Genomic DNA, 25,344 nt, shown 5'->3' on the forward strand with positions numbered 1-25,344 from the left:
TAGAAGGCCGGCGGCTTAGCCAGCGGCCGGCAGCTGCACTACTACGGCGGCTCCCTGGCCCGGGGTGCTTTCAATTGTCAGCTGGCCCTGGTGGCGTTCCACAAAGGCCCGGCACAGCACCATGCCCAGGCCCGTACCACCCCGCGGGCCCGAGAGGGCGTCGGTCGGCGGCAGCCCGTCCGAAGTCAGCAGGGCCGCTACCTGCTCGGGGCTGAGGCCGGGGCCCGTATCTGAAATACGGAAGGTCACCCACTGGTCGTCGGCCGAGGCCTGCATCTGGACTTCCCCGCCCAGGGGCGTGAACTTGATGGCGTTGCCCACCAGGTTGCGCAGAATAGTACGGATCATGTTCTGGTCGGCCACTACACTCAGCCCGGGTGGGCAGGCTGCCGACAGCGTGACCTGCTTGGCTTCCGTAGTTGATTGATAAAGCGCAGCCATTTCAGCAAACAGCAACCCCACCGAAAGCTTTTCCGGGTGCATGGCCAGTTCCCCGGTCTGACTTACAGCCCAGCCCAGCAGGTTGTCGAGCAGACCGTTCAAGCTCTGGGCCGACTGCCGCACGAGCTGGGGCAGTCGGCGCAGCCCTTCCTCATCTTTCTGGCGCACATAGAAGTCAATCAGCTCGGTGACGCCGGCAAACGAGGTAACCGGGCCGCGCAGGTCATGGGCAATGATGGCGTAGAGCCGGTCCTTGGAGGCCGTCAGCTGCCGCAGCTCGGTGGTAGCTTTGGTGAGGGCGGCGTGATTGAGGGCCAGGGCGGTCCGGCTCCGGCGCAGCTGCCAGTAGAACAGCCCGGCGGCCGTTAGCCCCAGCAGCAGCAAAGCTACTGCTACCCATAACTGCTGGTTGTGAAGGCGCTGCTGCTGGTCGTTGCGGGTGAGCATCCGAATCTGCCGCTCCTTGTCGAGCGTTTCGTAGCGCGTCTGCAGGGCCGTAAGCGTGTTCAGCCGCTGCCGGCTGTTGAGCGTGTCGTTCAGATCGAGGTAGCGCTGCTGCCACTGGTAGGCCTGCCGGTAGTTGCCCTGAGCCACCGCATTTTCGGATAAGCCGTGGTAGGCATCCAGCACCCGTTCCAGACTATTGGCCTGCCGGGCCAGGCGCAGGGCCTGCAGGTTGTAGGCAATGGCCTGGTCGAGCTTGCCCTGAAACTTAAAGGCAATGGCCAGAAGCTCCAGGTTGCCGGCTTCGTAGCGGGGGTGCTTGATGTCGCGCGTTATCTGCAGCGCTTCGCGCAGCAGCTTTTCAGCCTCGGGGTAGTTCTCCGTTTCGAGGTAATACGTGCCCAGGTTGGCCAGGTACAGTGCCTCGCCCAGCCGGTCACCGCTGCTTCGGGCCAGCGCCAGCGCCTTATAGGTATAGCGAAGCGCCTGCGGAAACCGTTCCAGGTAAAAATAGAGGCTGCTCAGGTTGCCGTACAGCATGGTTTCCATCGTCACCGTCACCCCCGGTTTACCGATGAGCGCCAGCGCCTGCCGGTAGTTGCGCCAGGTCAGCACCGTGTCGTTGCGTTCGTGGTGCACGGCGCCCATCGAAATGTAGTTGCGCATCAGCCCCCCGGAATCGTTCAGGCGCCGGGCGCGCTTCAGGGCCTGGTCAAACAACGCCAGCGCGTGCGGCCCGTCGGAGAGGTCGGTATAGCAGGAGCCCAGACTGTTCAGGGCCCGGATCAGCCCCCGCTCGTCGCCCAGCCGGCGGGCCAGGGACACGGCCTGCTCGCCATAGGGCAGCGCCGTGACGGGGTTGGAAGCCCGCAGGGCATAGCACAGCGAGTCGAGCAGGCGCACCCGGTTGGTGTCGGTGGACAATGTGCGCAGGCGCCGCAGCATCCGCGGGGCATCGGCGGGCTTCTGGGCCCTTAGCGGAAAGCTCAGCAGCAGGCTGCCCACCAGCAGCAACAGGCTGCCCCAGCACAACTTGCTCACCGCAAAATGGCGTTTGGGGCCCGCAGTAGCCATAGACCGGTGACGGATGAGTTCAAAATGGGAGCTTGCCGGCTGATTTGCAGACGCATAAGGCCCTGAATTCAGGGGCGCTGACGTAGGCCCGAGCCTCGAAATCAGCCGCGAAAAGTACGAAACGAGCGGCAATGCCGATTGGTATTTCGTATGCATGCCGATTTTTCAAACCTCAGACCAGGCACAGCCACTCTTCCCGGCTTACAAGGTTGGTGTGGCGCAGAAACTCAGCCAGGGGCTGCAGGTTGGTAAGCAGCGAAGTCAGCACCACCACGTGGCCCGAGCTCAGGTGCAGGCGCAGGTAGTTGTAGTTGCTCCAGAACAGCCGGTTCGACTTGCACGTTACCCACTCTACCCGCACCAGGTCGCGGCGGGCCAGGGGCACTCGCACCCGGCCTTCGTACACCTCCAGCGCGTTTTGCTTGGCGTCGAAAACCAGGGTGGTTTCCCGGTTGAGGGCGTAGTACTGCAGGTGCAGCACCAGGGCCGGAACCGAAAAGCCGAGCACCACGGCCGCCACCAGCGTCAGCAGCACCAGCTCAAAAGTGGAAAGCGTGCCGTAGTACAGAAACGACCCCAGGAAGGGCAGGCCCACGCCCAGGCACAGCAAGGGCCAGAACAGCAGGTAGAAGTGGCGCAGGAAAGTGGGCCGGTGCACCCGGCTGGCGCGGCTGAAGAAGTTGGTAATAAACCGCAGCCCGAAGACGATGGCGAAAACGGCCAGCCCGATTTCCAGCAGGGGCCGCAGTACGGAAAAGAGCTTCACCGCCTACCGTACCTCAATCCAGGCCTCGCCCTCGGCATGAGCGCGCAGCGTGCCGAACCGCTCAAACGGCAGCCCGTACTGCTCAAACACGGCCCGCACCGCGTCGCGGCCTTCCGGCTCCACGCATACCAGCAGGCCCCCGCTGGTTTGGGGGTCGCAGAGCCACTGCCGCTGCTCATCGGTTACCGGCCCGATCTTGTGTCCATAGCTGTCCCAGTTGCGCACCGTGCCGCCGGGCACCGACTTCTGGAGCCGGTACTCCTCGGCCTCGGCCAGCAGGGGCACTTTGCTGAACTCCACGTCGGCGGTCAGTCCGCTGCCTTCGCACACTTCCGAGAGGTGGCCCAGCAGGCCAAAGCCGGTTACGTCGGTCATGGCGCGCACGGCCTGTAGCTGCCCCAGCTCGTAGCCGATCTTGTTGAGCTGCATCATGCTTTGGGGTGCCAGCTGCTCGTGCTCGGAACGCAGAATGCCGCGCTTCTGTGCCGTGGTCAGCATGCCCACGCCCAGCGGCTTGGTCAGGTACAGCTCGCAGCCAGCCGTGGCCGTATCATTGCGTTTCAGGTTTTTGATGTCCAGCATACCCGTCACGGCCAGTCCGAAGATGGGCTCAGGCGAGTCGATGCTGTGGCCGCCGGCCAGCGGGATGCCCGCCTCGGCGCAGATGCTGCGGCTGCCCTCAATCACACGGCGGGCCACTTCCGGGGCCAGCTTGTCGATGGGCCAGCCCAGCACGGCAATGGCCATTACCGGCCGCCCACCCATGGCGTAGACGTCGGAAATGGCGTTGGCCGAAGCAATTCGACCGAAGTCGTAGGCATCGTCCACGATGGGCATGAAGAAGTCGGTGGTGCTGATCAGGGCCTGGCCCCCGCCGATGTCATACACGGCGGCATCGTCGCGGCTGCTGTTGCCCACCAGCAGCTTGTCGTCCTGGGGCTGGGGAATGCTGGTGTGCAAAATCTGGTCGAGCACCTTGGGCGCAATCTTGCAGCCGCAGCCGGCTCCATGGCTGTACTGGGTGAGGCGGACGGTGTCGGTGGAAGTTTCGTTGCTGATCATCGAAGTAGAAAAAGCGGCTGAGTAAGATTAGAGCGACCAGTCGGCCTGCTGCAGCACGACGCGGTAGCCATCGGGGTCCGCAAAAGTACGACCCTGCCGGTCCCAGTAGGCGTTGTAGGCAGGCACCGGGGTAAAGCCGTGGCTCTGCATCCGGGTTACCGCAGCCTGCCAGTCGGCTTGGTCGGGCAGGTAAAACACCAGCAGGTGCTCCGGGTTTGGAGCCGAAGCTACGAAATGGCCGGGCTGGGCGGTAAATTCCAGGTGATAAGGTGCCTGCGAATGGCCCAGTATGACGCCGTCGGACCCATCGTGGCCTTTGAACTCATAAAGAACCGACAAGCCCAGCGCGTCGCGGTAAAAGCGGAGCAAAGCCGTCAGGTTGTTGGTTGGGCGGGCAACGCGAAGCTTGGGCAGCATAGCAGGGGGCATGTCGTCAGGAATCCGGGCGGCGGCTAGTTGCGGAATACCACCTTATACCGCTTGTGCTTTGGGTTATCGACCAGGTAGGTAAGCTGATCAATGCGGCCGGAAGCACAAGCCACGTCCGATACATCAACGTAGCGGAGGTAGATAGTATCCCAGCTGATAGCAATGTTGCCTTCATACTGCCCGCAGGCATTGACGTGCCGCGGCAGGGAGATGTAGAGAATGTCGTGAACGGGCTTTACCTCGATGGCGCCCGTTCGCAACTTGCGGGCCACCCCTTTCGGACGCAGAGCGGCTTCGTCGCCTTGCTCCGCTATAAAGGCAGCTTTAAAGCCCAGCAGGCGGCTGTGGCGGGCAGGCGCATCGGTGCTATTACAGGCACTAAGCAAGCCAAAGCCAACCAAGCCGGCCAGTGTAAGTCCCGCCTGAAGCGCAGTGCCGCGGCCCATCAGACGGGCAGGGCTGCAAGCCGGTGCTCAACGGCAGCCTGCAGTACCAGCTCGGCATTTACGGCCGGGTCGCAGGTGTCGGACGGTACCCGCACGATGCGGCGGCTGGCTTTGTTCTCGAGCCCGAAGCCATAGGTTTTGTCGTAGTAAGACAGGGCAATGTCCACCATCTTTAGCATGTCGCCGGCTTCGATGGCCGCCAGGGCTTCCTTGGTAGCCAAGCCTCCCAGCCGCTTGCTGATGCGCTGAATGGCTTCGGCCAGCAGCTGCGGATCTTCCTTGCCGTACTCGGCGGCCAGCTTGCGGGTGCGCACTTCCTTTGGAATTTCCAGTACCACCAGCGGGGCATGGCGCATCTGTTCAAAGAAGGGCTTTGGGATGGTGAGACGGCCGATGGTCAGGCTTTCGTCTTCCAACCAGGGCGTCACGCCCATCGGCAGGCCGTCGAGCACGAGGGCCAGGTTGTTTTCAAACTGCTCGGGTGTGGGCTGGGGCGGCAGGCCGATGGCCCCGAATGAGGAGCCCTTGTGGTTGGCCAGCCCTTCCAGGTCCACCACCGTTTCGCCCCGCCGGGCCAGCTCGTGCAGCACATCGGTTTTGCCCGAGCCGGTGAGGCCGCCCAGAATCAGTATCGGACGGGGCTCGGTGAACTGCGCCAGCGCCCAGCGCCGGTAGTCCTTATAGCCTTTATCGAGCAGGTGCACCTTAAAGCCGGCCAGCTCCAGCAGCCACTGCACCGATCCGCTGCGCATGCCACCCCGCCAGCAGTGCAGGCGCACTTCCTTGCCGGGAGCCAGCTTGCGGGCCTGCTTCACCATGCGGCTCATCTTGGGCCCAAAAAAGTCGAGGCCCAGCAGCACGGCCTTGTCCTGGCTGACCTGCTTATAGGCCGTACCGATGCGGGCCCGCTCCTCGTCCGTAAACAGCGGCAAACTCAGCGCCCCCGGGATGTGGCCGGCAGCGTACTCGACAGGAGCGCGCACGTCCAGAATGGGAGCCTCAGCCGGGCCGGTCAGAAAGTCGGAGAGAGGAAGGCGGGGCATGCGTTTTTAAGGAAGAATGAAGAATTAGTAAGTAAGAATTGATGCGTTTGATGCTTTAGAAACCAATATAAATGTCTCGTAGCAGCTGTTCCTGTTTTGAAAACGGCAGGTCAGTTTTCTTCAGAAATAGCCAACCGGTACAAAGCAACAGCGGGTTCCCAGCCCCAATTCTTAATTGCTAATTATTAATTCAGCGAAGCCAGCTGTCGGCGGTAGAGCTGAATCGTGTTTTCCAGGCCGTAGTACAACGCGTCGCACACCAGGGCGTGACCGATGCTGACTTCCTGCAGGCCGGGCAGGTTCAGGTGGAGGTAAGCCAGGTTTTCGAGGTCGAGGTCGTGGCCGGCGTTGAGGCCCAGCCCCAGCTCCCGGGCCAGCTGAGCTGCCGCCTTGTAGGGCGCCAGCGCGGCAGCAGGGTTCTGCGGGTACTGCTGGGCGTAGGCTTCGGTGTAGAGCTCGATCCGGTCGGTGCCGGTGCCGAGGGCGGCTTTCACCATGGCCAGGTCGGGGTCGAGAAAGATGGAAACCCGGCAGCCAATGGCCTTGAGCTCCGTTACGATGCCCAGCAGGTAGATCTGGTGCCTGACGGTGTCCCAGCCCGCGTTGGAGGTGATGGCGTCGGGCGCGTCGGGCACCAGCGTCACCTGCTCAGGCCGCACCTCGTGGACCAGGGCCAGAAAGTCGGGAGTGGGGTTGCCCTCCACGTTCAGCTCGGTGGTCACGATGCGGCGCAGGTCGCGCACGTCCTGGTAGCGGATGTGGCGCTCGTCGGGCCGGGGGTGCACGGTAATACCCTCGGCACCAAAACGCTCACAGTCACGGGCTACCTGCAGCACGTCGGGTCGGTTGTGGCCGCGCGCGTTCCGCAGCGTAGCGATTTTGTTTATGTTTACGCTCAGTTTCGTCATTGTAACAGGCAGAATAGAAGCCTTGCGGCCGGTTCGCTGGCCTAAAAGTACGCTGATTTTTACGGGAGCCTGACCCGCCCGTTTTCCGGCCCCGCCCCGGCGGCCCGCCCTTCCCGCTCACCCCAACGACCCGCTCTTATGGCCCTGAAAGACACCATCGACGCCGATATCAAGAAGGCAATGCTTGCCAAGGATAAAGTCCGCCTGCTGGCTTTGCGCAGCATCAAGTCTCAGATCATGCTGGCCGAGACGGCTGAGGGTGCCCACGGTACGTTGGCGCCCGAGCAGGAAATGAAGCTGCTCAACAAAGCTGCCAAGCAGCGCCGCGAAGCCGCTGAAATGTACCAGAAGCAGTTCCGGTCCGACCTTGAGGAAATCGAGCTGGCCGAGCTGGCCATCATCGAGGAGTACCTGCCCCAGCAGCTTTCCGAGGCTGACCTGATGGAAAAGCTCGTCGAAATCGTGCAGCGCGTCGGCGCCACCGGCCCTTCCGACCTGGGCAAGGTGATGGGCGTAGCCGCCCGGGAGCTGTCCGGCCTGGCCGATGGTAAAGCCATTTCCCAGATGGTAAGCCACCTGCTCAACAACACGAACGTTTAGTTTTAAGAAGCTAGGAGTGAGAAGTTGGAAGCTAGAATAAACTCCCAGCCTCTGACTCCTGGCTCCTGCGTTAGCAACTCCTAACTCCTCCACTTCACCCATGTCCGGCTTCGACTTGCTGCTGCTGCTGCCCCTGGGCGTAGGTGCCGTGAAGGGGTTCCGGCGCGGGCTCGTGCTGGAAATAGCCTCGCTGCTGGCCTTTGTGCTGGGCGTGGTAGGCGGCCTGGCTCTGCTCAATGATGCCGTGCCGCTGGTACGCCATTATGTGGGCGAGGCCTTTGGGCTGCTGCCGCTGGTGTCATTCTTTCTGGTATTCGCCCTGATTGTGTGGGGCGTGCACCTGCTCGGCGGGTTCGTGAAGTCGGCGGTACATCTGACGCCCCTGGGCGTGCTCGACAATGCGTTGGGAGGTGCCGTAGGTGTGCTGAAGTGGGTGCTGGGGCTAAGCCTGCTGCTGCACGGCGTGGGACTGGCCGGCCTTAAACTGCTTTCTCCCTCGCTGGTGGCCGACTCCCAGGTGCTGCCGCTGGTGCAGCAGGCCACGCCGGCCGCTTTGCAGGTGGTGGGTTTCGTGATGCCGTTCGCCGGGGAACTGCTTGGGCGGCTGCGCGGCATTTTTTAGCCCGGCATCTTGTTCTGCCTGCCTATCTGAAGGGGGCGGCCCCTTAATTCCGAAGCTTTTGCGTCTGCTCCTGCTCGACAACTTCGATTCCTTTACCTATAACCTGCTCGACTACCTCACGCAGCTCGGGCAGACGGTGGAAGTCGTGCGCAACGACGTGCCGCTGGCCCGGCTGGCCCGGTTCCGGTTTGACGCCATCGTGCTTTCGCCCGGGCCCGGTACGCCGGCCGGCGCGGGTAGCCTGATGGAGCTGATTGACCGGTATCATCAGCAGGTGCCGATGCTGGGGGTCTGTTTGGGGCATCAGGCCCTGGGTGCCTACTTCGGAGCGAAGGTCAGCCGGGGCGCCCGTCCCGTGCACGGCAAGATAGCCCAGATAGAATATCAGCCGGGCGAGCAACTATTTGCCGGCATTCCGGCTCCTATGCAGGTCACCCGCTATCATTCCCTGGTAGTCAATGCATTGCCCCCCGAGCTGCTGGGCCTGGCCTGGACCACCGATGCGCACCGTGAACTAATGGCCCTGCGCCATCGTACGTTGCCGCTTTACGGGGTGCAGTTTCACCCGGAAGCTCTGCTTACGACCCACGGCTTAGCCCTGCTCCGCAATTGGGTCAACTGTTGTATCATTGCAATGAAGGGCCATCCGGCAGCTGCCGGGCAACTTCTTCCCCCTACCGATGGATTTGCAGATTAAAGAGCGCAACGAGTTTCAGTATGTCGACGAGGGCACGGGCGACGTGCTGCTGCTGCTGCACGGCCTGTTCGGTGCCCTCAGCAACTGGCACGACGTGGTGAATACCTTTGCCCGGCAGTACCGCGTTATCATTCCCCTGCTGCCGGTCTACGATATGCCCCTGACCAAAGCCGGCGTGCCCGGACTGGCCGCTTTCGTGGAAGATTTTGTCGCCACGATGGGTCTTACCGAGCCGGTTACTTTGCTGGGCAACTCCCTGGGCGGGCACGTAGCACTGGTGTACGCCCTGCGCAACCCGAGCCGGGTCGGCCGCCTGGTGCTCACCGGCAGCAGCGGGCTGTTTGAGGACTCGATGGGCAGCTCCTTCCCCAAGCGGGGCAACTACAGCTTTGTGCAGGAGCGGGTGGCCTACACCTTCTACGACCCGGTCGTGGCTACCAAAGAGCTGGTGGATGAGGTGTTCGAGATTACGAATACCAATTCCAAATGCCTGCGCATTATTGCCATTGCCCGGTCGGCCCAGCGCCACAACCTGGGCAAGGACCTGCATAAGCTGAAGATGCCGGCCCTGCTGATCTGGGGCCTGAACGACACGATCACGCCGCCCATCGTGGCGCACGAGTTCCACCGCTTGCTTTCCGGCTCCGAGCTGCGCTTCCTCGACCATTGCTGTCACGCTCCCATGATGGAGCGCCCCACCGAGTTCAATGCCCTGCTGCAGCAGTTCCTGCTGCGCACCCGGCCCGAGCTGCAGCCGGCCGGGTAGTAGGCATTGGGAGGGTCCACGGGCAAGCCGGGAACAAAGCCCTGGCCTGCGCGCTTACGTACTTAATTCCGCGGCTCTTTCGTTTATTTTTTCCGCTGCCCTTTCTCTTCCCGATGCACACCATACTTGCCGAAGACCTGCTCAACCAGATGATTCCGCCGCTCAAGGTTTCGGACCCGGCCGGCAAGGCGGCAAAGTGGCTGGAAGAGTTTCACGTGAGCCAGCTCCCCGTTATCGAAAATCGGCAGTACCGCGGCCTGATCACCGAAGCCGACCTGATCGACCACGACTATCCCGACCAGCTCCTCAACACGGTTCCGTTTGGCTACGCCGACGTGCACGTCCAGCACGACCAGCATTTCTATAGCATTATGGAAATAGCCATTCAGAACAAGCTTCAGCTCGTACCGGTGCTCGATGAGCACCGCGAGTACATGGGCGTGGTGACGGTGGGCGACACGCTGGCCGCTTTCGGGCAGCTGCCGGTGGCGGCCGGCTACGGAGGCATTCTGGTCTTGTCCATGAACGAGCGGGACTACTCCCTCACCCAGATCAGCCGCTACGTCGAGGAAAACAATGCCAAGATTCTGAGCTCCCACGTCGCCCAGGATGAGCACGATGCCTACAAGATACGCCTCACGCTGAAGCTTAACACGCCCAACCTGGCCCGCATTGTGGCCACGCTCGAGCGGTTTGGCTACTCTATTACCGCCCAGTTCAATGGGGGAGGGGAAGTCGGCGAAAACGAGCAGGAGCGGTACGATGCGCTGCTGAAGTACCTGAGCCTGTAGGAAACTCTGAATGACAAGTGCTGACTTAGCAACCGGGGCCGGCCTACTCGTCCATACTGCGTTTGCTGCTTTGGCGGTGATAGAGTCAGCGGTTGGCATCCCATTTTCAACATTCCGGTAGTGCTGGCTTGTCTGCTTTCCCTGCTGCTGAGCTGGGCAGGGCCCGGTCCGGTACCGCCCCCGCTGCCCCCGGATTCGGTGCGCCGCTTTCCGGTCGATAGTTTACTTCAGGCGCAGTGCCCGAACTATCGGAAGCTGCGGGTGGCTACGATTCTGTTTGCCGGCAACGACGTAACCAAAGAGCGGACCCTGCGCGCGGAGCTCGATTTTACCGAAGGCGACTCCCTTGCTGCGCCTGATCTGGCCGCAAGGCTCGAGGCTAACCGGCAGCGCCTGTACAATCTGCAGCTTTTTCACGTGGTAGGCGTGCAGATGGTCTGCCGCAACGGCCAGCTGACTATCCTCTTCGGGGTGCAGGAGCGCTGGTACACCTTTCCGGTACCCATTCTCTCCCTGGCCGACCGCAACTTCCGCTCCTGGCTTGACCGCCCCGACCGCTGGCAGCGCATCGACTATGGCCTGCACCTGGTGCGCTACAACTTTCGGGGGCGCAACGAGCAGGTGCTGAGTAATATTCAGCTGGGCTTCAACCGCAAGTATGAGCTGTTTTACGAAGCCCCGGGCACCGGGAAGCGCCGTCTGGGCTTCGGAACCGGCGCCTCGTACTACCGCAGCCATTCGCTCGACTATGCCACGGTAAACGACCGGCTGGTCAACTTTCGGGACGAGGAAGGCTTTCCGATTGAGCGGTGGTACGTAACCGGCGGGCTCCGCTGGCGGCACACCGTGCAGCGGCTTACGGCCGTGGACGTGTCCTGGCACCAGGAAAAACTTTCCGACACCGTGGCTCGGCTCAACCCAAACTATTTTCTGGGCAGTCAGCGCCGGCAGTACGCCGATGTGCGGCTCACCAGTACGCTGAATCAGCGCAATACCTTTGCGTATCCGCTGACCGGGCAGTACCTGCAGGCTTCACTGAATTACCGGGCTTTCTTTACGCCCGGAAGTCCCAACTTCATTACCGCCCAGGCCACGTACGCCCGCTACCTGGCCCTGGGCCACGACTTCTACTATTCCATCGGCCTGCAGGGACTAATTCGCTTTGCCCGGCAGGTTGCCTACGCCGACAACCGTGCCCTGGGCTATGAGTACCTGGTGCGTGGCTACGACCGGTACACCATTGAAGGCCAGCAGCTGGGTCTGGTGCAGCAGGGCGTGTCCTATCAGCTGTTCGATACCTCTAAAATCCGGTTGAAAGGGGTCGGTGATCCTAAAATCAACACAATTCCACTGGCGCTTTATTTGAATACCTTTGCCGATGCCGGGTACGTGGCTGCGTCGGCGCCGCTGGCGGCCAACCGCCTGCCTAATCGTCTGCTCGGCGCCGTGGGCATCGGCCTGCACCTGGTTACGTACTACGACCGGGTTTTTACCGTCGAGTACACCCGTAGCCTTCGGGGAGAAGGCGGTTTCTTCTTCCGCTCCGAGTTTCCCATCTGACCTTAGCAAGCGGTTGTCCGCTTGAATATTAGGAGTTGCGTATGAAAATTGCCATTCTGGGGAAGCCTTTCGACGAACCCACTCTTCCCTTTATTCAGGCCCTGCTCGACGATTTGCTGGCCCGTGGGGCCGAAGTAAGTATCGTCGAGTCGTTCCGCACCTACCTCGATAACCGGCTGCAGCTCTCGCCCAACATCGGCTCCTTCCGTCGGGGCGACTCCCTGCGTGGCGTCCAGTTTGTATTCAGCATCGGCGGTGATGGTACGCTGCTCGACACCATTACCTACGTGGGCAGCCTGCAGCTCCCGGTCCTGGGAATCAACACCGGTCGGCTGGGCTTCCTGGCCACGGTCACTCCCGACCGGATTGCCCAGGCCGTTGATGCCCTCTTCAAAGGCCATTTCGTGCTCGAAGAACGCAGCCTGATCCGGGTTGATACCGATCCGGAGGTTTTCGAAACCGTCAATTTCGGCCTCAACGAGTTTTCCATTCTCAAGCGCGACACCTCCTCAATGATTGTCGTGCACACCTATATCGACGGAGAATATCTGAATTCCTACTGGGCTGATGGGCTGATCGTGGCTACTCCAACGGGGTCAACAGGCTATTCACTGAGCTGCGGAGGACCAGTAATGCTGCCGCAGACCAACAATTTTATCATTGCTCCCGTATGTCCGCACAACCTCAATGTTCGTCCGCTCATCGTATCGGACCGAAGCGTAATTTCGTTTGAGATAGAAGGAAGAAGCAATAACTTCCTGCTGTCGCTCGACTCGCGCTCAGTGCCCGTCGATGCAAATGTCCAGATTGCCGTACGTCGTGAAACCTTTAATGCCCGTTTAGTTCGCTTGAATCACGTCAACTTCCTAACTACCCTACGCAGCAAGCTCAACTGGGGCCTGGACCGTCGGAACCCCGCTGCTCTGCCCGCGTAAAGCATTTACTTTTCAAGTATTTGTGTTAATAGTTTTGTAAGTTGAACGTAAGTCCTACTTTTGTCTGCGACTACCACTGTGTCCTTACAGTTTGTCTACTCTCCCCGAACCTGATATTTCTAACCCTTCGCTCCATATGAAGCACTTTTTCACCTTCACCTTGACCCTGCTGTTTGCGGTTACCTTGGTAGCCACGCAGGCCAATGCGCAGCAATTCAGTAAGCGGAAGCAGTACAACTCCGTTGGCGTTTCTTTGAACGCCATGAACTACTTCGGTGACATCACGCCGAAGCCCAGCATTCCCAGCCTGCGCTTCGGAGCTACCCGTCCCAACATTGGTGTAAGCTTCACCCACCGCTTTGCTCCTCGCGTTTCGGCCCGTGCTGCCATTGCCTACGGCCGTATCACCGGCGACGATGCCAAAGCTGCTGACCAGAACGATCCGGACGCCAAGTACCGCTACAACCGGAACATGAACTTCCGGAACGACATCTTCGAGTTTTCCGCAGTTGGTATCTTTGACCTGATCGAAAACCGTAACAACTACCTGAAGCGCCCGGACTTCGTTCCTTACGTATTCGCCGGTGTAGCTGCTTTCCACCACAATCCTAAAGGCCTGGTAAGCGGTGGCAACATTCCTGCTTCGCTGGAAGCCGGTAGCTACGTTGACCTGCAGCCCCTGCGCACCGAAGGCCAGAGCTCGGCTTACAGCAAGACGCTCATCTCCATACCATTTGGCGGTGGCGTACGTTACAAGATCAACAAGAGCTTTGACGTTGGCTTCGAAATCGGCTGGCGCAAGACCTTCACCGACTACCTCGATGACGTAAGCGGCAACTACGCTGCTCCCGCTGCCCTGGGTTCCGATGCTTCGAAGTACTTCGGTCGCGACATTACCCGTAGCACCAGCGGCGAGTTCACCGGCTTCAATACGCCCGGTGAAATGCGTGGCAAGTCCAACGAGGATGACTGGTATATCGTAACGGGTTTGACCGTTAACTATATCTTAGCGCCCAGCATTAAGAGCCCCAAATTCCGATAGTCAGTTGCAGCTGGCTGTCCATTCCTTCACACAGCCAGCCTGATGACCAACCTGATTCTCCGTTCTACACTCCTTGTTTGCCTGGTGCAAGCAGGGAGTGTTTTTTTTAGTAACTCCGCCAGCGCCCAATCCACCAGCGAAGTAGGTATCGGCTTAGGCGGGCTCAGCTATAAAGGCGAATTATCGCCCTCTTATCAGCTTAAAAACAACCGCCCGGCCATTACGGCATTCTACCGCAAAGACATATCCGCGCCCGTCACGCTCCGCGCCGCTGTCATGGGCGGCCTGCTGCGGGCCGATGATGGCAATGTAAGAGGGGAAACGGGTACGGTATCCCCCTTAGCGGCTTACCGGAACACCAACATGAAAGGCAACCTGGTGGAGTTGTCGTGGGTGATGGAATACAACTTTCTGAACTATCACTTCCGCAAAGACAAGATTCATTTTACGCCCTATGTTTTTGTGGGCCTGGCAGGCTTCTATACCAAGACGACGACAACCAGCCTGAATCCGGCCCTGGCGGCGCTTAATAAGGAAGAATCCCTTATTGGGATTGCCATTCCAGCCGGCGTCGGATTTAAATATGCCCTGTCCCAGCACTGGAACCTGGGGCTGGAAATCGGTGCCCGCAAGCTGTTTACGGACGAGCTCGACCATCTCAGCAAGCAGAACCCGGTTGTCGTCAACTCCCACGATCAGGACTGGTATTTCTATAACGGCCTGAGTGTATCCTACACGTTCTATAAGATTCACTGCCCGGACCAATACAAGGACAACCCTAAGCTACTGAAGTAGCCGGCGTTGGCAGGGGGAATGCAACCATTTGCGTAACTTGCAGCCTCTTTACGCAAAACCTGCCCATGGCCGCCCGGTCCGAAATTGACTCCCAAAATATCCCTGCTCATGTGGCCGTTATCATGGACGGCAACGGCCGTTGGGCCAAGCAGAAAGGTGGCCTGCGCATCTTTGGGCACCAGAGCGCCATTACCGCAGTTCGGGATACCGTGGAGGCTGCTGCCGAGCTGGGCGTGAAGTACCTGACTCTTTACGCCTTCTCGACTGAAAACTGGTCGCGCCCCGCCCACGAGGTGATGGCGCTGATGCAGCTGCTGGTGCATACCATCCGCCAGGAAACGCCGACCCTGCTGAAAAACAGTATTAAGCTCCAGTCAATCGGAGAGATTACCAGCCTGCCGGCTTCCTGCCAGCGGGAACTGGCCGAGGCCAAAGAGCTGACCCGGAACGGTAACCAGATGACCTTGGTGCTGGCCCTAAGCTACAGCGGCCGGTGGGACCTAACCCAGGCGGCCCGCAAGCTGAGCGAGGAGGTAGCGGCAGGGCGGGTAAAGCCGGAGCAGGTGAATGAGCAAACGGTAGCCGGATTCCTGGCTACGGCCGGGATGCCCGACCCCGAGCTGCTGATCCGCACCAGCGGTGAGCAGCGCATCAGCAACTTTCTGTTGTGGCAGCTGGCCTATACCGAGCTGTATATCACCGACCTGCTGTGGCCCGATTTCCGGCGCGACCATTTCTATGATGCTATTCAGGCTTATCAGCGCCGCGAGCGCCGCTTTGGTAAGACTAGTGAGCAACTAACTGTTTCGTAAAACTTTCGAATGATTGCTTCTTTTAACCGGCTTCTGTGGCTGTTTGCCATTACGTTGTCGCTGGGCCTGACCTCTACGTCTACGCCAGTCTTGGGTCAACCTACTGCTGCCGCAGTTGGCGAACCGCAGCGCTACGAGCTGGGCGGCATTACCATCAGCGGCTCCCGTTACCTCGATCCTAACACGCTGATCGGCCTGACCGGCCTGAAAATTGGTGACCCGATAACGGTACCCGGCGAAGAAATCGGCAAGGCTATCCGCAAGCTTTGGGACCAGGGAATTCTCGGAGACGTAAGCGTGTCGATTTCCCGGATTGAGGGCCGGCGCATCTATCTCGATTTCAACCTGAAAGAGCGTCCCCGACTCTCCCGGTTCGATTTCTCGGGCATCAGCAAGACGCAGGCAGACGAGCTTAAAAACAAGATCAAGCTGATCCGTGGAAAGGTCGTGACCGACGCGCTGCTGACTAACACCCGCTCCCAAGTCCGAAAGTTCTATACCAACAAGGGCTTCCTGGATGCCAAGGTCAACATCACCCAGGCTCCTGACTCATCTCTGTCCAACAGCGTCGTGCTGAACATTAATGTGGACAAGGGTGAGAAAGTCCGTATTCGCCAGATAACCTTTGAAGGAAACGAGGCCTTTCCGGATAAGAAGCTTAAGGGAAAGCTGAAGAAAACCAAGGAGCGCACGTCGTATAAAATCTTCACCCCCGGCAAATTCCAGAAAGCGGAGTTTGAGGAGGACAAGAAGGCCCTGATTGAATTCTACAATAACCAGGGCTACCGCGACGCCATCGTGGTGTCAGATACGGTAGTGCGGACCGAGGAAGGGCTGGCCCTGCGTATTACGGTGGACGAGGGCCCTAAGTATTACTTCCGGAACATCACCTGGAGCGGTAACTACCTCTACGACGATAAGACCCTGGCTTCGGTACTAGGAATCAATGAGGGCAGCGTGTACAACAAGGAAAACCTTGACAAGCGCATCAACTACAACCCCACGGGCCAGGATATTACCTCGCTCTACATGAACGACGGGTACTTGTTTTTCTCCGTTGATCCAGTAGAAACCAAGGTTGAGGGTGACTCCATTGATATTGAGATGCGCGTGACCGAAGGTGTGCAGGCCCGCATTAAGGACATCAACATCGCCGGCAATACCAAGACCAGTGACCACGTGCTGCGTCGTGAGTTGCGGACCCTGCCCGGTGACAAGTTCAACCGCGAGCTGCTGATTCGCTCCCAGCGCGAAATTGCTACCCTAGGCTACTTCGATCCGGAGAAGGTGGGCATCAACCCCGTACCCAACCAGGCGGATGGCACGGTGGATATCAACTACACGGTAGTGGAAAAGCCTTCGGACCAGATTACGCTATCCGGAGGCTGGGGCGGGTATGCCGGTTTCATCGGAACCGTGGGCCTCGTGTTCAACAACTTCTCTCTCCGCAAGGCCAGCAGCTTTCAGAACTGGACGCCTGTGCCGGCCGGCGACGGTCAGCGGGTGGCCCTGAACATCCAGGCCAACGGTCCCCAGTACCAGGCCTATTCGTTCTCGTTTACGGAGCCCTGGCTCGGTGGCCGCAAGCCGAACTCCCTGTCATTTAGCCTCAACCGCAGCATTCAGCGGACCGGTACCACCTTTGACGCGAACAACGACCAGTCGATCAAGGTAAACAGCGCCTCCCTGAGCCTGGGCCGGCGCCTGCGCGTGCCGGATGACTACTTTACGCTGAGCAACTCGCTTTCTATCAGCCAGTACCAGCTGAATAACTATCCCTATTTCCAGGGTTTTGCCAATGGCACGGGTAATGCCAACAACATCACCTTCAATACCACGCTGGCCCGCAACAGCATCGACAACCCGACTTATACCCGTCGGGGGTCGTCGCTGGCGCTGAGCGTGAACTTAACGCCGCCGTATTCGGTCTTCAAGGGGTCTCACCCCAGTGTAAACGAGTGGGTTGAGTTTCATAAGTGGATGTTTGATGCCTCGTGGTTTACCCCAATTGTGGGTAAGCTGGTGTTGAACACCCGTGCCCACTTCGGCTTTATCGGCAACTACAACAAAGACCGCGAGATCGGCCCGTTTGAGCGCTTCAAGCTGGGTGGCTCAGGGTTGGGTATGGGCGGCTCGGCCAACTTCCTGGTAGGTACCGAATACATTGGCCTGCGGGGGTATGAGGACCCGAACAACGCCAACTCCATTCAGAACCCCGAGCGCAGCGGTGGCATTGCGTATAACAAATACGTAATGGAGCTGCGATACCCGGTCACGCTGAACCCGGCTGCAACTGTTTATGTACTTGGCTTTGCCGAGGCTGGTAATGCCTTTGAGAACTATGCTACCTACAACCCCTACAAGCTGTACCGCTCGGCTGGGGTAGGGGCCCGGATTTTCATGTCGGCATTTGGTTTGCTTGGCTTTGACTACGGATACGGCTTTGACAACGTCGACCGTTATAACCTAACCAATCAGACCCAGGGCAAACAGGACAAGGCCCAGTTTCACTTCATCATTGGCCAGCAGATTCGCTAACGCTTCCGGGAGCGGGGCGCTGGCCGGTTTACTGACTTGCTATGAAAAAAATACTTTGCGGCCTTCTCACGGCCCTGACGGTGCTGCTGACGGGTTCCGTAGTGCAGGCCCAGAAGTTCGGCTACGTCGACTCGGAGTTTATTATGAGCAAAATGCCCGCCTTCGCGGCTGCTCAGCAGGAGCTCAATACCTTGTCGGGTACCTGGCAGAAGGAGATCGAAAGCCAGAAAAAGGACCTGGACAAGCTATACCGCACCTATCAGGCCGAGGAAGTTCTGCTGACCGAACCTATGAAAAAGAAGCGGCAGGATGAGATTCTGAAAAAAGAGCAGGACATCAAAACCTACCAGAACAAGATTTTCGGATTTGAGGGACAGCTGTTTAAGAAACGGCAGGAGTTGACTAAGCCAGTCCAGGATCAGGTGTTTGAGGCCATTGAGAAGGTAGCCAAGAAAAAGCAGCTCGGCATTGTGTTCGATAAGTCGGGCGACGTGACAATGCTCTACACCAACCCGATTCATGACTACACGGAATTTGTACTGGAAGAATTAGGTTTGGCTTCCGAAGACCGTAACCAGCCCGGTCAGAAGGGTGCTGCCCGTACGGTCGACACCCCCAAAACGCCAGCTTCTGATGCCGGCAATGATGCAGAAGGGCAGCCTGCCCCGTCCCGCAAAACCAGGCAGCCGGCCAAAAAAGGCGGTACCAACTGAAACAGTAACTTTGTAGTCAACCCTTGACAGTTTTTCCTTTAATGACCACCATGAACAAAATCCGCGTTGCGCTGGCTGCGGCCGTCCTCTTCGTAACTACGACCACGGCTGTGCAGGCGCAGGCGCCGCTCAAGATTGGCTACACCAGCGTGGAGTACGTCCTGAGCCAGATGCCCGAGAGCAAGCAGATCGAGTCAGATCTGAAAGCCTATAGCGGCCAGCTGGAAGCTCAGCTGAAAAGCAAGTATGCCGAATACCAGACGAAAGCGAAAGCCTACGAAACCGGGGCGGCCACGATGCCTGACCCGGTAAAAGCCGATAAGGAAAAAGAGTTGACCAATCTGCAGCAGTCCATTCAGGAGTTCCAGCGCAGTGCCGACCAGAGCCTGCAGCAGAAGCAGCAGACCCTGCTCAAGCCGGCGCTTGACAAGCTCCAGAAGACGATTGATGCCGTAGCTGATGAGAACGGCTACACCTATATCCTGAACTCCGACGGGGGTGGGGGCAGCCCGGTATTGCTGCATGGACCCAAGGATGGTGACGTATCAGACCTGATTCTGAAGAAAATGGGCGTAACCCCTGGTGCTGCTCAGGCCGCGCCGGCAAAGGCCGCGCCGGTTGCCCCGGCAGCAACTCCTGCTGCAACTCCTTCGAAAACCAAAGTTAAAACCAAGAAGTAAGCAGCCTGCTTATTTCGGCCAGACAAGCCGGGGCCATTCGCCCCGGCTTTGTTGTTTCCCCTCCTCAGCCAGACTATGCTACAGCCGGACTACGAAGCCCCCGATCTGCCGGAAGATGATGAATCGGAAGGGGAAGATGAGCTATATGAGCACCACCGCATCCGTGCCGACCGCGGACAGGAGCTATTACGACTAGATAAGTTTCTGCAAAACCGCCTGCCCAATGCCTCCCGCACGAAAGTGCAGAATGCTGTCCGGGCCAATGCCGTACAGGTAAATGGGAAGCCGGTGAAGTCGAACTACCGGGTAAAGCCGCTCGACGTCATCACCGTGACGCTGCCCGAGCCACCCCGGGAGTTCAAGGTGATTCCGGAGCCCATGGACCTCGATATTCGTTACGAGGACGAGGCTCTGCTAATCGTGAACAAGCCCGCCGGGCTGGTGGTCCATCCCGCTTTTGGCAACTGGAACGGAACCTTGGTAAACGGGCTGGCTTATCACCTCAATAACCTTCCTACGGGGCGCAACGGGGAGATTCGGCCCGGCTTGGTGCATCGTATCGATAAGGACACATCCGGCCTGCTGGTTATCGGCAAAACGGAATGGGCCATGACCCACCTCTCCCAGCAGTTTTTCCACCACACCATTGAGCGCACCTATCTGGCGCTGGTCTGGGGAATTCCAAAAGCTGAGCAGGGCACCATCATCGGGCATATCGGGCGCAGCCTGAAAGACCGGAAAGTGCAGGCGGTGTATCCGGCCGGAGAGCAGGGCAAGCACGCCGTAACGCACTACAAGGTGCTTGAGACGTTCAAGCATGTATCACTGCTACAGTGTAACCTCGAAACGGGCCGTACGCACCAGATCCGGGCGCATATGAAGCACATTGGCCATCCGCTTTTCTCCGATGCCACCTATGGCGGCGACAAGGCGTTATACGGACAGCGAACCGGCGCTTACAACTCCTTTGTTGAAAATGCTTTTAAGCTGATGCCCCGACAAGCACTACATGCCAAGTCGCTCGGCTTTATTCATCCCGATACCGGTCAGCGCCTGCACTTCGAAGCCGAGCTGCCAGACGACTTTTCGGCTGTGCTGGCCAAATGGCAAGCCTACGCTGACAACCATAGTTGAATAGCCGAAGGTACAGTGAAGGAACCGGGTAGCTTCAGGGAAACTACAGCTACTAGAAATAACAGTATAAAAAAAGCCCGCTACACGTGTAGCGGGCTTTTTCATTGAGTGGTTGAGCAGTTACTTCTTTTTGGCCGGAGCTTTCGGTGCTGCTTTCGGAGCGGCCTTCGGCTTGGCATTAATCGAGTTTACTACCTGATTAGCGTTCTGATTGCTGGGGTCCAGCGCCAGTACCTGCTGATAGTAGGGCAGAGCAGCTGCCTTATCACCCTTGGCGTAGTAATAGTAACCCAGGTAGCCATTCGCTTCTACCAGACCATCCTTGTACTTCGAGGGGTCGTTGGCAGTAGCTACCTCGATATACTTCTCGTAGAACGGCTTGGCCAGGCCCTGCTTGGAGTCCGGGTCAAGCGCATAGTTAGCGCGGGCCCGCATCTGGTAACCTGGTACGTAGTTCGGCTTGGAGGTCGTCACGATGCTGTAGAGGCTGTCAGCCTGCTTGTACTGCTTGTTCAGCTCGTAGGCACGGCCCAGCAGCACTTGCTGAGCAAGATCGGGGTTGCCTTTAGCCATACGGGCCCGGTAGGTAGTAATGGCTTTAGGGTAGTCCTTCTTACGGATGTAGGCCTGGGCCAGCTCGCCCTGGATGTCATCAGCAGCGGCCGGATTCGCCTGAATGGCTTTGTTCAGCACTTCGATTGCCTGGTCGTCCTTACCGGATTTCGACAGAATCTTACCGTAATAGACGTTGTCCTCGGGAATAACCTTCGCTGCCGGAGTCACCTTGAAGTAATTTTCAATAGCTGCCAGGGCCTGGTCGTTCTTGCCGGTCTCGTACAGCGAGTAAGCCAGCAGGCGGTTCATCGTGACGTTGTTCGGGTCACGCTGCAATACCTTCTGAACTTCCGTAAGCGCCTCGGGGTATTTCTTCGTCAGGAAGAGGAAGGAAGCGTATTTGGCGTCCGTGCTGGGCGTTTTCTCAGCCGAACCCATGTACTGTTGGAAGGTGGAAAGTGCCTGATCGTACTTGCCAACGTAGAAGTACATTTCAGCCAAATCACGCTGGGCCGGGCTGTAGCTGGGGTCGAGGCTAAGAGCCTTTTCAAAAGCAGCGCGGGCTTCGTTGTAGTTCCGCGAGCGTACGTTCAGCTGACCCTTACGGTAGTGCGCCAGTACGTAGTTCGGGTCAGCCATGATGGCACGGTCGTAGCTGTTCATAGCCTCACCACCACCATTATCCGTCTTAAGGTAGAGGTCGCCCCGGGCTACCATCAGCGCCGGATCATCCTTCATCTTGTTGAGTTTATGAGCGGCTTCAACGAGAGACAGCGCTTTAGCAGGGTTCTTAACGTCCGATTCCGCATATGCCTGCGCAATCATCGTCAACACCTTCGGGTCTTTGTTTTTGGTGGCTTTGGCTGCGTTGTCAAACTGAATTTCAGCTTCGGCATTCTTACCCTGAGCCAGGGCAGCGCGTCCGGCGGCAATCATCCCCATTGGGGTTTTCAGGTCGGCACCACGATTAAAGTAAAAGGCTGCCGAATCCGGCATGTCACGCATCTGATACAGGCGACCCAGCTGGTACGAAGCATCAGGGCTTTGGCCAGCACGCAAAAGAGCAGCACGGGCCTCGCTATACCGCTCCAGCTCCAACGATTTCTGAGCACTCTGAGTTGATTGAGCAAAAGCGGCAGTGCCGGAAACAGACAAGGCAGCGAGGAGCGAAAGCTTCCAGGGCTTGAAGTTCATGAGCAAAAGGTTAAGTGAAAGGGCGAAAGAAAGGAAAGTCTACTTGGGATTATTGTCAATGATTCGGGTTTGACCAACGGCCGGCATCAGGCCGGATTTAAGCATGATCAGTTGCCCTTTATTCCCGGCTACGAACGAGGCAAAACCGGTGCCAAGTCCTGCCCGGGCTTCCCGGCTGATGACATACAGGTCGCGGCGCAATGGATACGTTTTGAGCGCCAGGTAGGCCTGATAGGGCTGGACGTAATCATCGGCACTCTTAGGGGCTGCGGAAGCACTTACTGCTACTACCCGAACCTTTTTCCGAAAGCTTTGAACCGATGAATCATCCAGGTCACTGATCCAGTTAGCCCCTATCACGCCGATGGCGCTTGGATGGGTAGCAACGTAATCTAGCAGGGCGGGGTTCGATTTGGCGGCAAACACCCGGGTGGTCAGCGCCGCGCCGCGCGTAACGGAGTCCTGCACGTAGCGGGTTGTACTCGAGTTATTCGTATCGAATACTACGTTGACATCAGCGAGCTTCTTCTCACCGCTGATCTGGCTCCACTGGCTGGTTTTGCCGGTGAAGATATCGCGCAGCTGGGCCAGCGTAAGCAGAGAGTCGGGGTTTGACCGGTTCACAATAATGGCCAGACCGTCAATACCGATCTTGGTGCTACGGGGAACCAGCTTCTGCCGCTCAAACTCAGCACGTTCAGCTGCGTTCAGGTCCCGGGCTATCACTACTGCCCTGACCTTATCCTGCATAAGATCCTGCATTACCTGCAGCTCGGGCTTGTAGCTGGCTTGCACCTTGGCGTACTGGTAGAGCTTCTGGAACGTGTCGACCTGCGATTTCAGGATCGGCTCAAACGTTTCGTCCACACTGATACTGATGGTACCGCTGGTAGGCGTATCCGTATCCGTAACAGGGTTGTTGGATTGGCCACAGCTTCCAAGCAGCAGGGCCGAGAGTGACAGCAGAACACTTGCCGTCCGCAGGTTAGCGCGTTCAGTTCTCATTTGTAAAGCGGAAGTGTTGGCGGTAGACCCGGACAAATCTAAGTATTCCATAAAAAACGAAGACAGCGCCCAATAGGCGGCGCCAAAGGATGGGCATTGGGAAGGCCTGCGGGGCCGCTACAAGCAAGTAAATACCAAGACCGGTGTAGACGACGGCCATCAGCAAAAGGAAGTAACGCACGAGGCCCTGAGATTTTTGACGGCCTAGTCGTTCATCCGTGGTAGGACGGTTCAGCATAATATGATTGTCGAGCAGTTGGTCTGCCCTTGTAACGTGAAAGTTGGTCTACTTTGTTCGGATACCTCTTTTACAGGTCGGGGAAGCCCGCTTTGCGCCCTCGCAAAACAAGACAAAAACCAGCCAGTTCTTGCGAAGCCGGCTGGTTTTTGTCTTAAAAATCGTATTCGAAAGACCGCCAGAAAATCAACCTCCTAGCAGTCAGAGTACTACTCGTATTTAAAGGTAATGGGCAGCGTGTAGCGAACTGGTACGGCGTGATTGTTCTGCCGGCCTGGCGTCCAGGGCGGCATGTTGCGCACTACACGTGATGCTTCTTCCTCGGTGCCATAGCCCAGGCCCTTGATTACCTCCACATCCGTAATTGAGCCGTCCATGTTGACGGTGAAGGAAACAAACACTTTACCGGAAACAGTATTAGCCAGTGCCTGACGGGGATAGCGCAGGTTCCGCTGCATATAGCGCTGCAGGGCCTGCATACCGCCAGCAAACTCCGGCATCACTTCCGCATGGCTAAAGGGTACAGTAGGAGCCGGAGGGGCGGTTGCATTCGTATCAGTTCCTTTACCATTGCCAGCTGTGCCAATCAAAGGACCGAGGTCGTCACCGATCTGGCCGGTAGCCGGTCCCCTTTGACCATCTATGATGGGGTCTACTGCCTCAGTCGTTGGCTCCGGCTTGGTCAGCGTTTTAACAACCACATACTCTGTCCGCGTAGTAGGAGTAACCGTTACCGGTGGGTGGGTGGGTGCTGGTGCTACCGTTTTAGGTTCGGGCTGCCGATCCACATCCACGTTCATAAGCGTCACAACCGGAGGATCGGTTACCAGCGGAGGCACTACTATCGGATCCGGGAACAGGCGACTGAGCAGCGTCGGCAGACTAACTAGGACCAGACAGAGGGCAATGGTGCTGGCAAGTGCAATAGCCAGATGGCGGCTGTAAAGTCGCCGCAGGACAAAGGCGCCGTAGGCCTTGTTGCGGCCCTCGAAGATAATTTCATCAAGGGTTGCGGTAAACAGGTTCAGGGTTTTCATCGGTGTATGGGCTAGAGGTGAACGGATTCCACAACAGGCACTCCCAAGTCGGCCACCCACTCCTGCACACTGTCTGTCTGCCTGACTTTCAACCCGCTAACGCCCCCTCAGGTGAGGATAGTATTTCTCCTGTGTAAATTATTTAGCAACAAAAAAGCCCGGTCCAAGCAATTTGCTTGAACCGGGCTTTTGTACTGACAGTCGCCGAAGCTCCTGTTTACTTGATGGCAAAGGTTACTGGTACGGTGAACGAAACGCTTACGGGGCGGCCGTTCTGCTTACCGGGAGCCCAGCGCGGGAGGCCTTTGATTACGCGGACTGCTTCTTCGTCGCAGCCCCCGCCAATGCCTTTCTGCACTTTCACATCCGATACAGCGCCATCCGGACCCACGACGAAGGCAACGAATACCTTGCCTTCGACCTGGTTGCGGAGTGCCATTGCCGGGTATTTGATGTTTTTGCTGATGTACTGCAGCAGAGCATCCATACCACCGGGCGGCACCGGCATTTGTTCTACATAGGTGTAGACTTTGTTCTCTACAACCTCCTCAACCACCTTGTTTCCTTCACCCTCCAGACCGTTCAGGTCAATCGGGTTATCGGTGTTACCCTTTACGGTTTCGGTGGCTACCACTTTGTCCTTCAGCTCTTCCTGATCGGGAATTTCTTCCGGCTTCTGCACCTCTTCGTCCTTCTTTACGACGGGAGGCGTGAACTTGATCGTGGAGAGCTTCGGTGGCGGTGGTGGCGGCGCCTCGGGCGGGGGCGGGGGTGGTGGCGGCTTGGTTTCATCCAGCGGCGGGGCCTCCATCAGTTCGTTTACCTTCAGCATCTTGTCGTCCTTCTTCACCTCATCCTTCGCCAGCAGGCGGGCCAGGATGGGAAAGCTAACTAACAGAGCCAGCAGGGCTACACCGATGAGGAGGGCGCGCGTAATGTGCCGGCCATACAGGCGGCGGAGCACATAGGCCCCGTATGCCTTATTGCGACCTTCAAAAACGATATCGTTTAAGGAGG

Annotated in this window: 25 protein-coding genes; 14 read left to right on the forward strand and 11 right to left on the reverse strand. The window is 58.3% G+C overall.

Annotation, left to right across the window (positions count from 1 at the left end):
* Positions 1-15: 15 nt before the first annotated feature.
* From LJY25_RS06575 to LJY25_RS06605, 7 genes are all read right to left on the reverse strand, one after another.
* A complete protein-coding gene (locus LJY25_RS06575) occupies positions 16-1,959 on the reverse strand; it encodes an ATP-binding protein (protein WP_227607478.1) in 1,944 nt (647 codons plus the stop codon).
* 172 nt (positions 1,960-2,131) lie between these two features.
* On the reverse strand, positions 2,132-2,725 hold the full coding sequence (locus LJY25_RS06580) for a hypothetical protein (RefSeq protein WP_227607480.1): 594 nt from the start codon (positions 2,723-2,725) through the stop codon (positions 2,132-2,134).
* Positions 2,726-2,728: 3 nt separating this feature from the next.
* The gene (selD, locus tag LJY25_RS06585; protein WP_227607482.1) at positions 2,729-3,787 is read right to left on the reverse strand and encodes a selenide, water dikinase SelD; all 1,059 of its coding nucleotides are present in this window, start codon (positions 3,785-3,787) and stop codon (positions 2,729-2,731) included.
* Positions 3,788-3,814: 27 nt separating this feature from the next.
* A complete protein-coding gene (locus LJY25_RS06590) occupies positions 3,815-4,204 on the reverse strand; it encodes a VOC family protein (protein ID WP_227607484.1) in 390 nt (129 codons plus the stop codon).
* Positions 4,205-4,239: 35 nt separating this feature from the next.
* A complete protein-coding gene (locus LJY25_RS06595) occupies positions 4,240-4,662 on the reverse strand; it encodes a hypothetical protein (RefSeq protein ID WP_227607486.1) in 423 nt (140 codons plus the stop codon).
* A complete protein-coding gene (gene mnmH, locus LJY25_RS06600) occupies positions 4,662-5,705 on the reverse strand; it encodes a tRNA 2-selenouridine(34) synthase MnmH (RefSeq protein WP_227607487.1) in 1,044 nt (347 codons plus the stop codon). Before mnmH ends, LJY25_RS06595 begins: the two co-directional genes overlap by 1 nt.
* 185 nt (positions 5,706-5,890) lie before the next feature.
* Positions 5,891-6,613 carry a pyridoxine 5'-phosphate synthase gene (locus tag LJY25_RS06605; RefSeq protein ID WP_227607488.1) on the reverse strand — a complete coding sequence of 241 codons (723 nt, stop codon included), beginning with the start codon at positions 6,611-6,613 and terminating at the stop codon, positions 5,891-5,893.
* Positions 6,614-6,751: 138 nt separating this feature from the next.
* Between LJY25_RS06605 and LJY25_RS06610 the strand changes: the two genes are divergently transcribed.
* The 14 genes from LJY25_RS06610 to LJY25_RS06675 all read left to right on the forward strand — a co-directional run bounded on the left by LJY25_RS06610 (position 6,752) and on the right by LJY25_RS06675 (position 20,298).
* On the forward strand, positions 6,752-7,213 hold the full coding sequence (locus tag LJY25_RS06610; RefSeq protein ID WP_227607489.1) for a GatB/YqeY domain-containing protein: 462 nt from the start codon (positions 6,752-6,754) through the stop codon (positions 7,211-7,213).
* Positions 7,214-7,313: 100 nt separating this feature from the next.
* On the forward strand, positions 7,314-7,835 hold the full coding sequence (locus LJY25_RS06615; RefSeq protein ID WP_227607490.1) for a CvpA family protein: 522 nt from the start codon (positions 7,314-7,316) through the stop codon (positions 7,833-7,835).
* A gap of 58 nt (positions 7,836-7,893) precedes the next feature.
* Complete coding sequence (locus LJY25_RS06620; protein WP_227607491.1) at positions 7,894-8,532, forward strand: anthranilate synthase component II; 639 nt, start codon at positions 7,894-7,896, stop codon at positions 8,530-8,532.
* The gene (locus LJY25_RS06625; RefSeq protein ID WP_227607492.1) at positions 8,516-9,298 is read left to right on the forward strand and encodes an alpha/beta fold hydrolase; all 783 of its coding nucleotides are present in this window, start codon (positions 8,516-8,518) and stop codon (positions 9,296-9,298) included. The genes LJY25_RS06620 and LJY25_RS06625 overlap by 17 nt, the downstream gene beginning before the upstream one ends.
* A 113-nt stretch (positions 9,299-9,411) precedes the next feature.
* Complete coding sequence (locus LJY25_RS06630) at positions 9,412-10,089, forward strand: CBS domain-containing protein (RefSeq protein ID WP_227607493.1); 678 nt, start codon at positions 9,412-9,414, stop codon at positions 10,087-10,089.
* A 120-nt stretch (positions 10,090-10,209) separates the two neighbouring features.
* Positions 10,210-11,649, forward strand: a complete 1,440-nt coding sequence (locus tag LJY25_RS06635) for a BamA/TamA family outer membrane protein (protein ID WP_227607495.1) — start codon at positions 10,210-10,212, stop codon at positions 11,647-11,649.
* 41 nt (positions 11,650-11,690) lie between these two features.
* On the forward strand, positions 11,691-12,584 hold the full coding sequence (locus LJY25_RS06640) for an NAD kinase (RefSeq protein WP_227607497.1): 894 nt from the start codon (positions 11,691-11,693) through the stop codon (positions 12,582-12,584).
* Positions 12,585-12,720: 136 nt separating this feature from the next.
* Complete coding sequence (locus tag LJY25_RS06645) at positions 12,721-13,626, forward strand: DUF6089 family protein (protein ID WP_227607499.1); 906 nt, start codon at positions 12,721-12,723, stop codon at positions 13,624-13,626.
* Between the two features lie 42 nt (positions 13,627-13,668).
* Positions 13,669-14,421 (forward strand): type IX secretion system protein PorG, encoded by a 753-nt coding sequence (porG, locus tag LJY25_RS06650; protein ID WP_227607500.1) that lies wholly within the window; start codon positions 13,669-13,671, stop codon positions 14,419-14,421.
* A 65-nt stretch (positions 14,422-14,486) separates the two neighbouring features.
* Entirely contained in the window at positions 14,487-15,233 is a 747-nt protein-coding gene (locus tag LJY25_RS06655) for an isoprenyl transferase (protein WP_227607502.1), read from the forward strand.
* Positions 15,234-15,242: 9 nt separating this feature from the next.
* The gene (gene bamA, locus LJY25_RS06660) at positions 15,243-17,771 is read left to right on the forward strand and encodes an outer membrane protein assembly factor BamA (RefSeq protein ID WP_227607504.1); all 2,529 of its coding nucleotides are present in this window, start codon (positions 15,243-15,245) and stop codon (positions 17,769-17,771) included.
* A gap of 41 nt (positions 17,772-17,812) precedes the next feature.
* Entirely contained in the window at positions 17,813-18,484 is a 672-nt protein-coding gene (locus LJY25_RS06665; protein WP_227607506.1) for an OmpH family outer membrane protein, read from the forward strand.
* Positions 18,485-18,534: 50 nt separating this feature from the next.
* Positions 18,535-19,164 (forward strand): OmpH family outer membrane protein, encoded by a 630-nt coding sequence (locus LJY25_RS06670; RefSeq protein ID WP_227607508.1) that lies wholly within the window; start codon positions 18,535-18,537, stop codon positions 19,162-19,164.
* A gap of 75 nt (positions 19,165-19,239) precedes the next feature.
* A complete protein-coding gene (locus LJY25_RS06675) occupies positions 19,240-20,298 on the forward strand; it encodes an RluA family pseudouridine synthase (RefSeq protein ID WP_227607509.1) in 1,059 nt (352 codons plus the stop codon).
* Positions 20,299-20,418: 120 nt separating this feature from the next.
* Here the strand turns inward: LJY25_RS06675 and LJY25_RS06680 are convergent, their stop codons facing one another.
* The 4 genes from LJY25_RS06680 to LJY25_RS06695 form a co-directional block, all read right to left on the reverse strand.
* Positions 20,419-22,047 (reverse strand): tetratricopeptide repeat protein, encoded by a 1,629-nt coding sequence (locus LJY25_RS06680; protein WP_227607510.1) that lies wholly within the window; start codon positions 22,045-22,047, stop codon positions 20,419-20,421.
* 39 nt (positions 22,048-22,086) lie between these two features.
* The gene (locus LJY25_RS06685) at positions 22,087-23,052 is read right to left on the reverse strand and encodes a PstS family phosphate ABC transporter substrate-binding protein (protein WP_227607511.1); all 966 of its coding nucleotides are present in this window, start codon (positions 23,050-23,052) and stop codon (positions 22,087-22,089) included.
* 447 nt (positions 23,053-23,499) lie between these two features.
* Positions 23,500-24,327 (reverse strand): energy transducer TonB, encoded by an 828-nt coding sequence (locus LJY25_RS06690; protein ID WP_227607512.1) that lies wholly within the window; start codon positions 24,325-24,327, stop codon positions 23,500-23,502.
* A 217-nt stretch (positions 24,328-24,544) separates the two neighbouring features.
* A complete protein-coding gene (locus LJY25_RS06695) occupies positions 24,545-25,291 on the reverse strand; it encodes an energy transducer TonB (protein WP_227607513.1) in 747 nt (248 codons plus the stop codon).
* Between the last annotated feature and the right edge of the window lie 53 nt (positions 25,292-25,344).

This window comes from Hymenobacter translucens (assembly GCF_020685205.1).
Lineage (GTDB): Bacteria > Bacteroidota > Bacteroidia > Cytophagales > Hymenobacteraceae > Hymenobacter > Hymenobacter translucens.

Coding starts and splice junctions, on each gene's coding strand:
- LJY25_RS06575 (WP_227607478.1), bottom strand. CDS start 1,959: ATGGCTACTGCGGGCCCCAAACGCCATTTTGCGGTGAGCAAGTTGTGC.
- selD (WP_227607482.1), bottom strand. CDS start 3,787: ATGATCAGCAACGAAACTTCCACCGACACCGTCCGCCTCACCCAGTAC.
- LJY25_RS06590 (WP_227607484.1), bottom strand. CDS start 4,204: ATGCTGCCCAAGCTTCGCGTTGCCCGCCCAACCAACAACCTGACGGCT.
- LJY25_RS06595 (WP_227607486.1), bottom strand. CDS start 4,662: ATGGGCCGCGGCACTGCGCTTCAGGCGGGACTTACACTGGCCGGCTTG.
- mnmH (WP_227607487.1), bottom strand. CDS start 5,705: ATGCCCCGCCTTCCTCTCTCCGACTTTCTGACCGGCCCGGCTGAGGCT.
- LJY25_RS06605 (WP_227607488.1), bottom strand. CDS start 6,613: ATGACGAAACTGAGCGTAAACATAAACAAAATCGCTACGCTGCGGAAC.
- LJY25_RS06610 (WP_227607489.1), top strand. CDS start 6,752: ATGGCCCTGAAAGACACCATCGACGCCGATATCAAGAAGGCAATGCTT.
- LJY25_RS06615 (WP_227607490.1), top strand. CDS start 7,314: ATGTCCGGCTTCGACTTGCTGCTGCTGCTGCCCCTGGGCGTAGGTGCC.
- LJY25_RS06625 (WP_227607492.1), top strand. CDS start 8,516: ATGGATTTGCAGATTAAAGAGCGCAACGAGTTTCAGTATGTCGACGAG.
- LJY25_RS06630 (WP_227607493.1), top strand. CDS start 9,412: ATGCACACCATACTTGCCGAAGACCTGCTCAACCAGATGATTCCGCCG.
- LJY25_RS06640 (WP_227607497.1), top strand. CDS start 11,691: ATGAAAATTGCCATTCTGGGGAAGCCTTTCGACGAACCCACTCTTCCC.
- LJY25_RS06645 (WP_227607499.1), top strand. CDS start 12,721: ATGAAGCACTTTTTCACCTTCACCTTGACCCTGCTGTTTGCGGTTACC.
- porG (WP_227607500.1), top strand. CDS start 13,669: ATGACCAACCTGATTCTCCGTTCTACACTCCTTGTTTGCCTGGTGCAA.
- LJY25_RS06655 (WP_227607502.1), top strand. CDS start 14,487: ATGGCCGCCCGGTCCGAAATTGACTCCCAAAATATCCCTGCTCATGTG.
- bamA (WP_227607504.1), top strand. CDS start 15,243: ATGATTGCTTCTTTTAACCGGCTTCTGTGGCTGTTTGCCATTACGTTG.
- LJY25_RS06665 (WP_227607506.1), top strand. CDS start 17,813: ATGAAAAAAATACTTTGCGGCCTTCTCACGGCCCTGACGGTGCTGCTG.
- LJY25_RS06670 (WP_227607508.1), top strand. CDS start 18,535: ATGAACAAAATCCGCGTTGCGCTGGCTGCGGCCGTCCTCTTCGTAACT.
- LJY25_RS06675 (WP_227607509.1), top strand. CDS start 19,240: ATGCTACAGCCGGACTACGAAGCCCCCGATCTGCCGGAAGATGATGAA.
- LJY25_RS06680 (WP_227607510.1), bottom strand. CDS start 22,047: ATGAACTTCAAGCCCTGGAAGCTTTCGCTCCTCGCTGCCTTGTCTGTT.
- LJY25_RS06685 (WP_227607511.1), bottom strand. CDS start 23,052: ATGAGAACTGAACGCGCTAACCTGCGGACGGCAAGTGTTCTGCTGTCA.
- LJY25_RS06690 (WP_227607512.1), bottom strand. CDS start 24,327: ATGAAAACCCTGAACCTGTTTACCGCAACCCTTGATGAAATTATCTTC.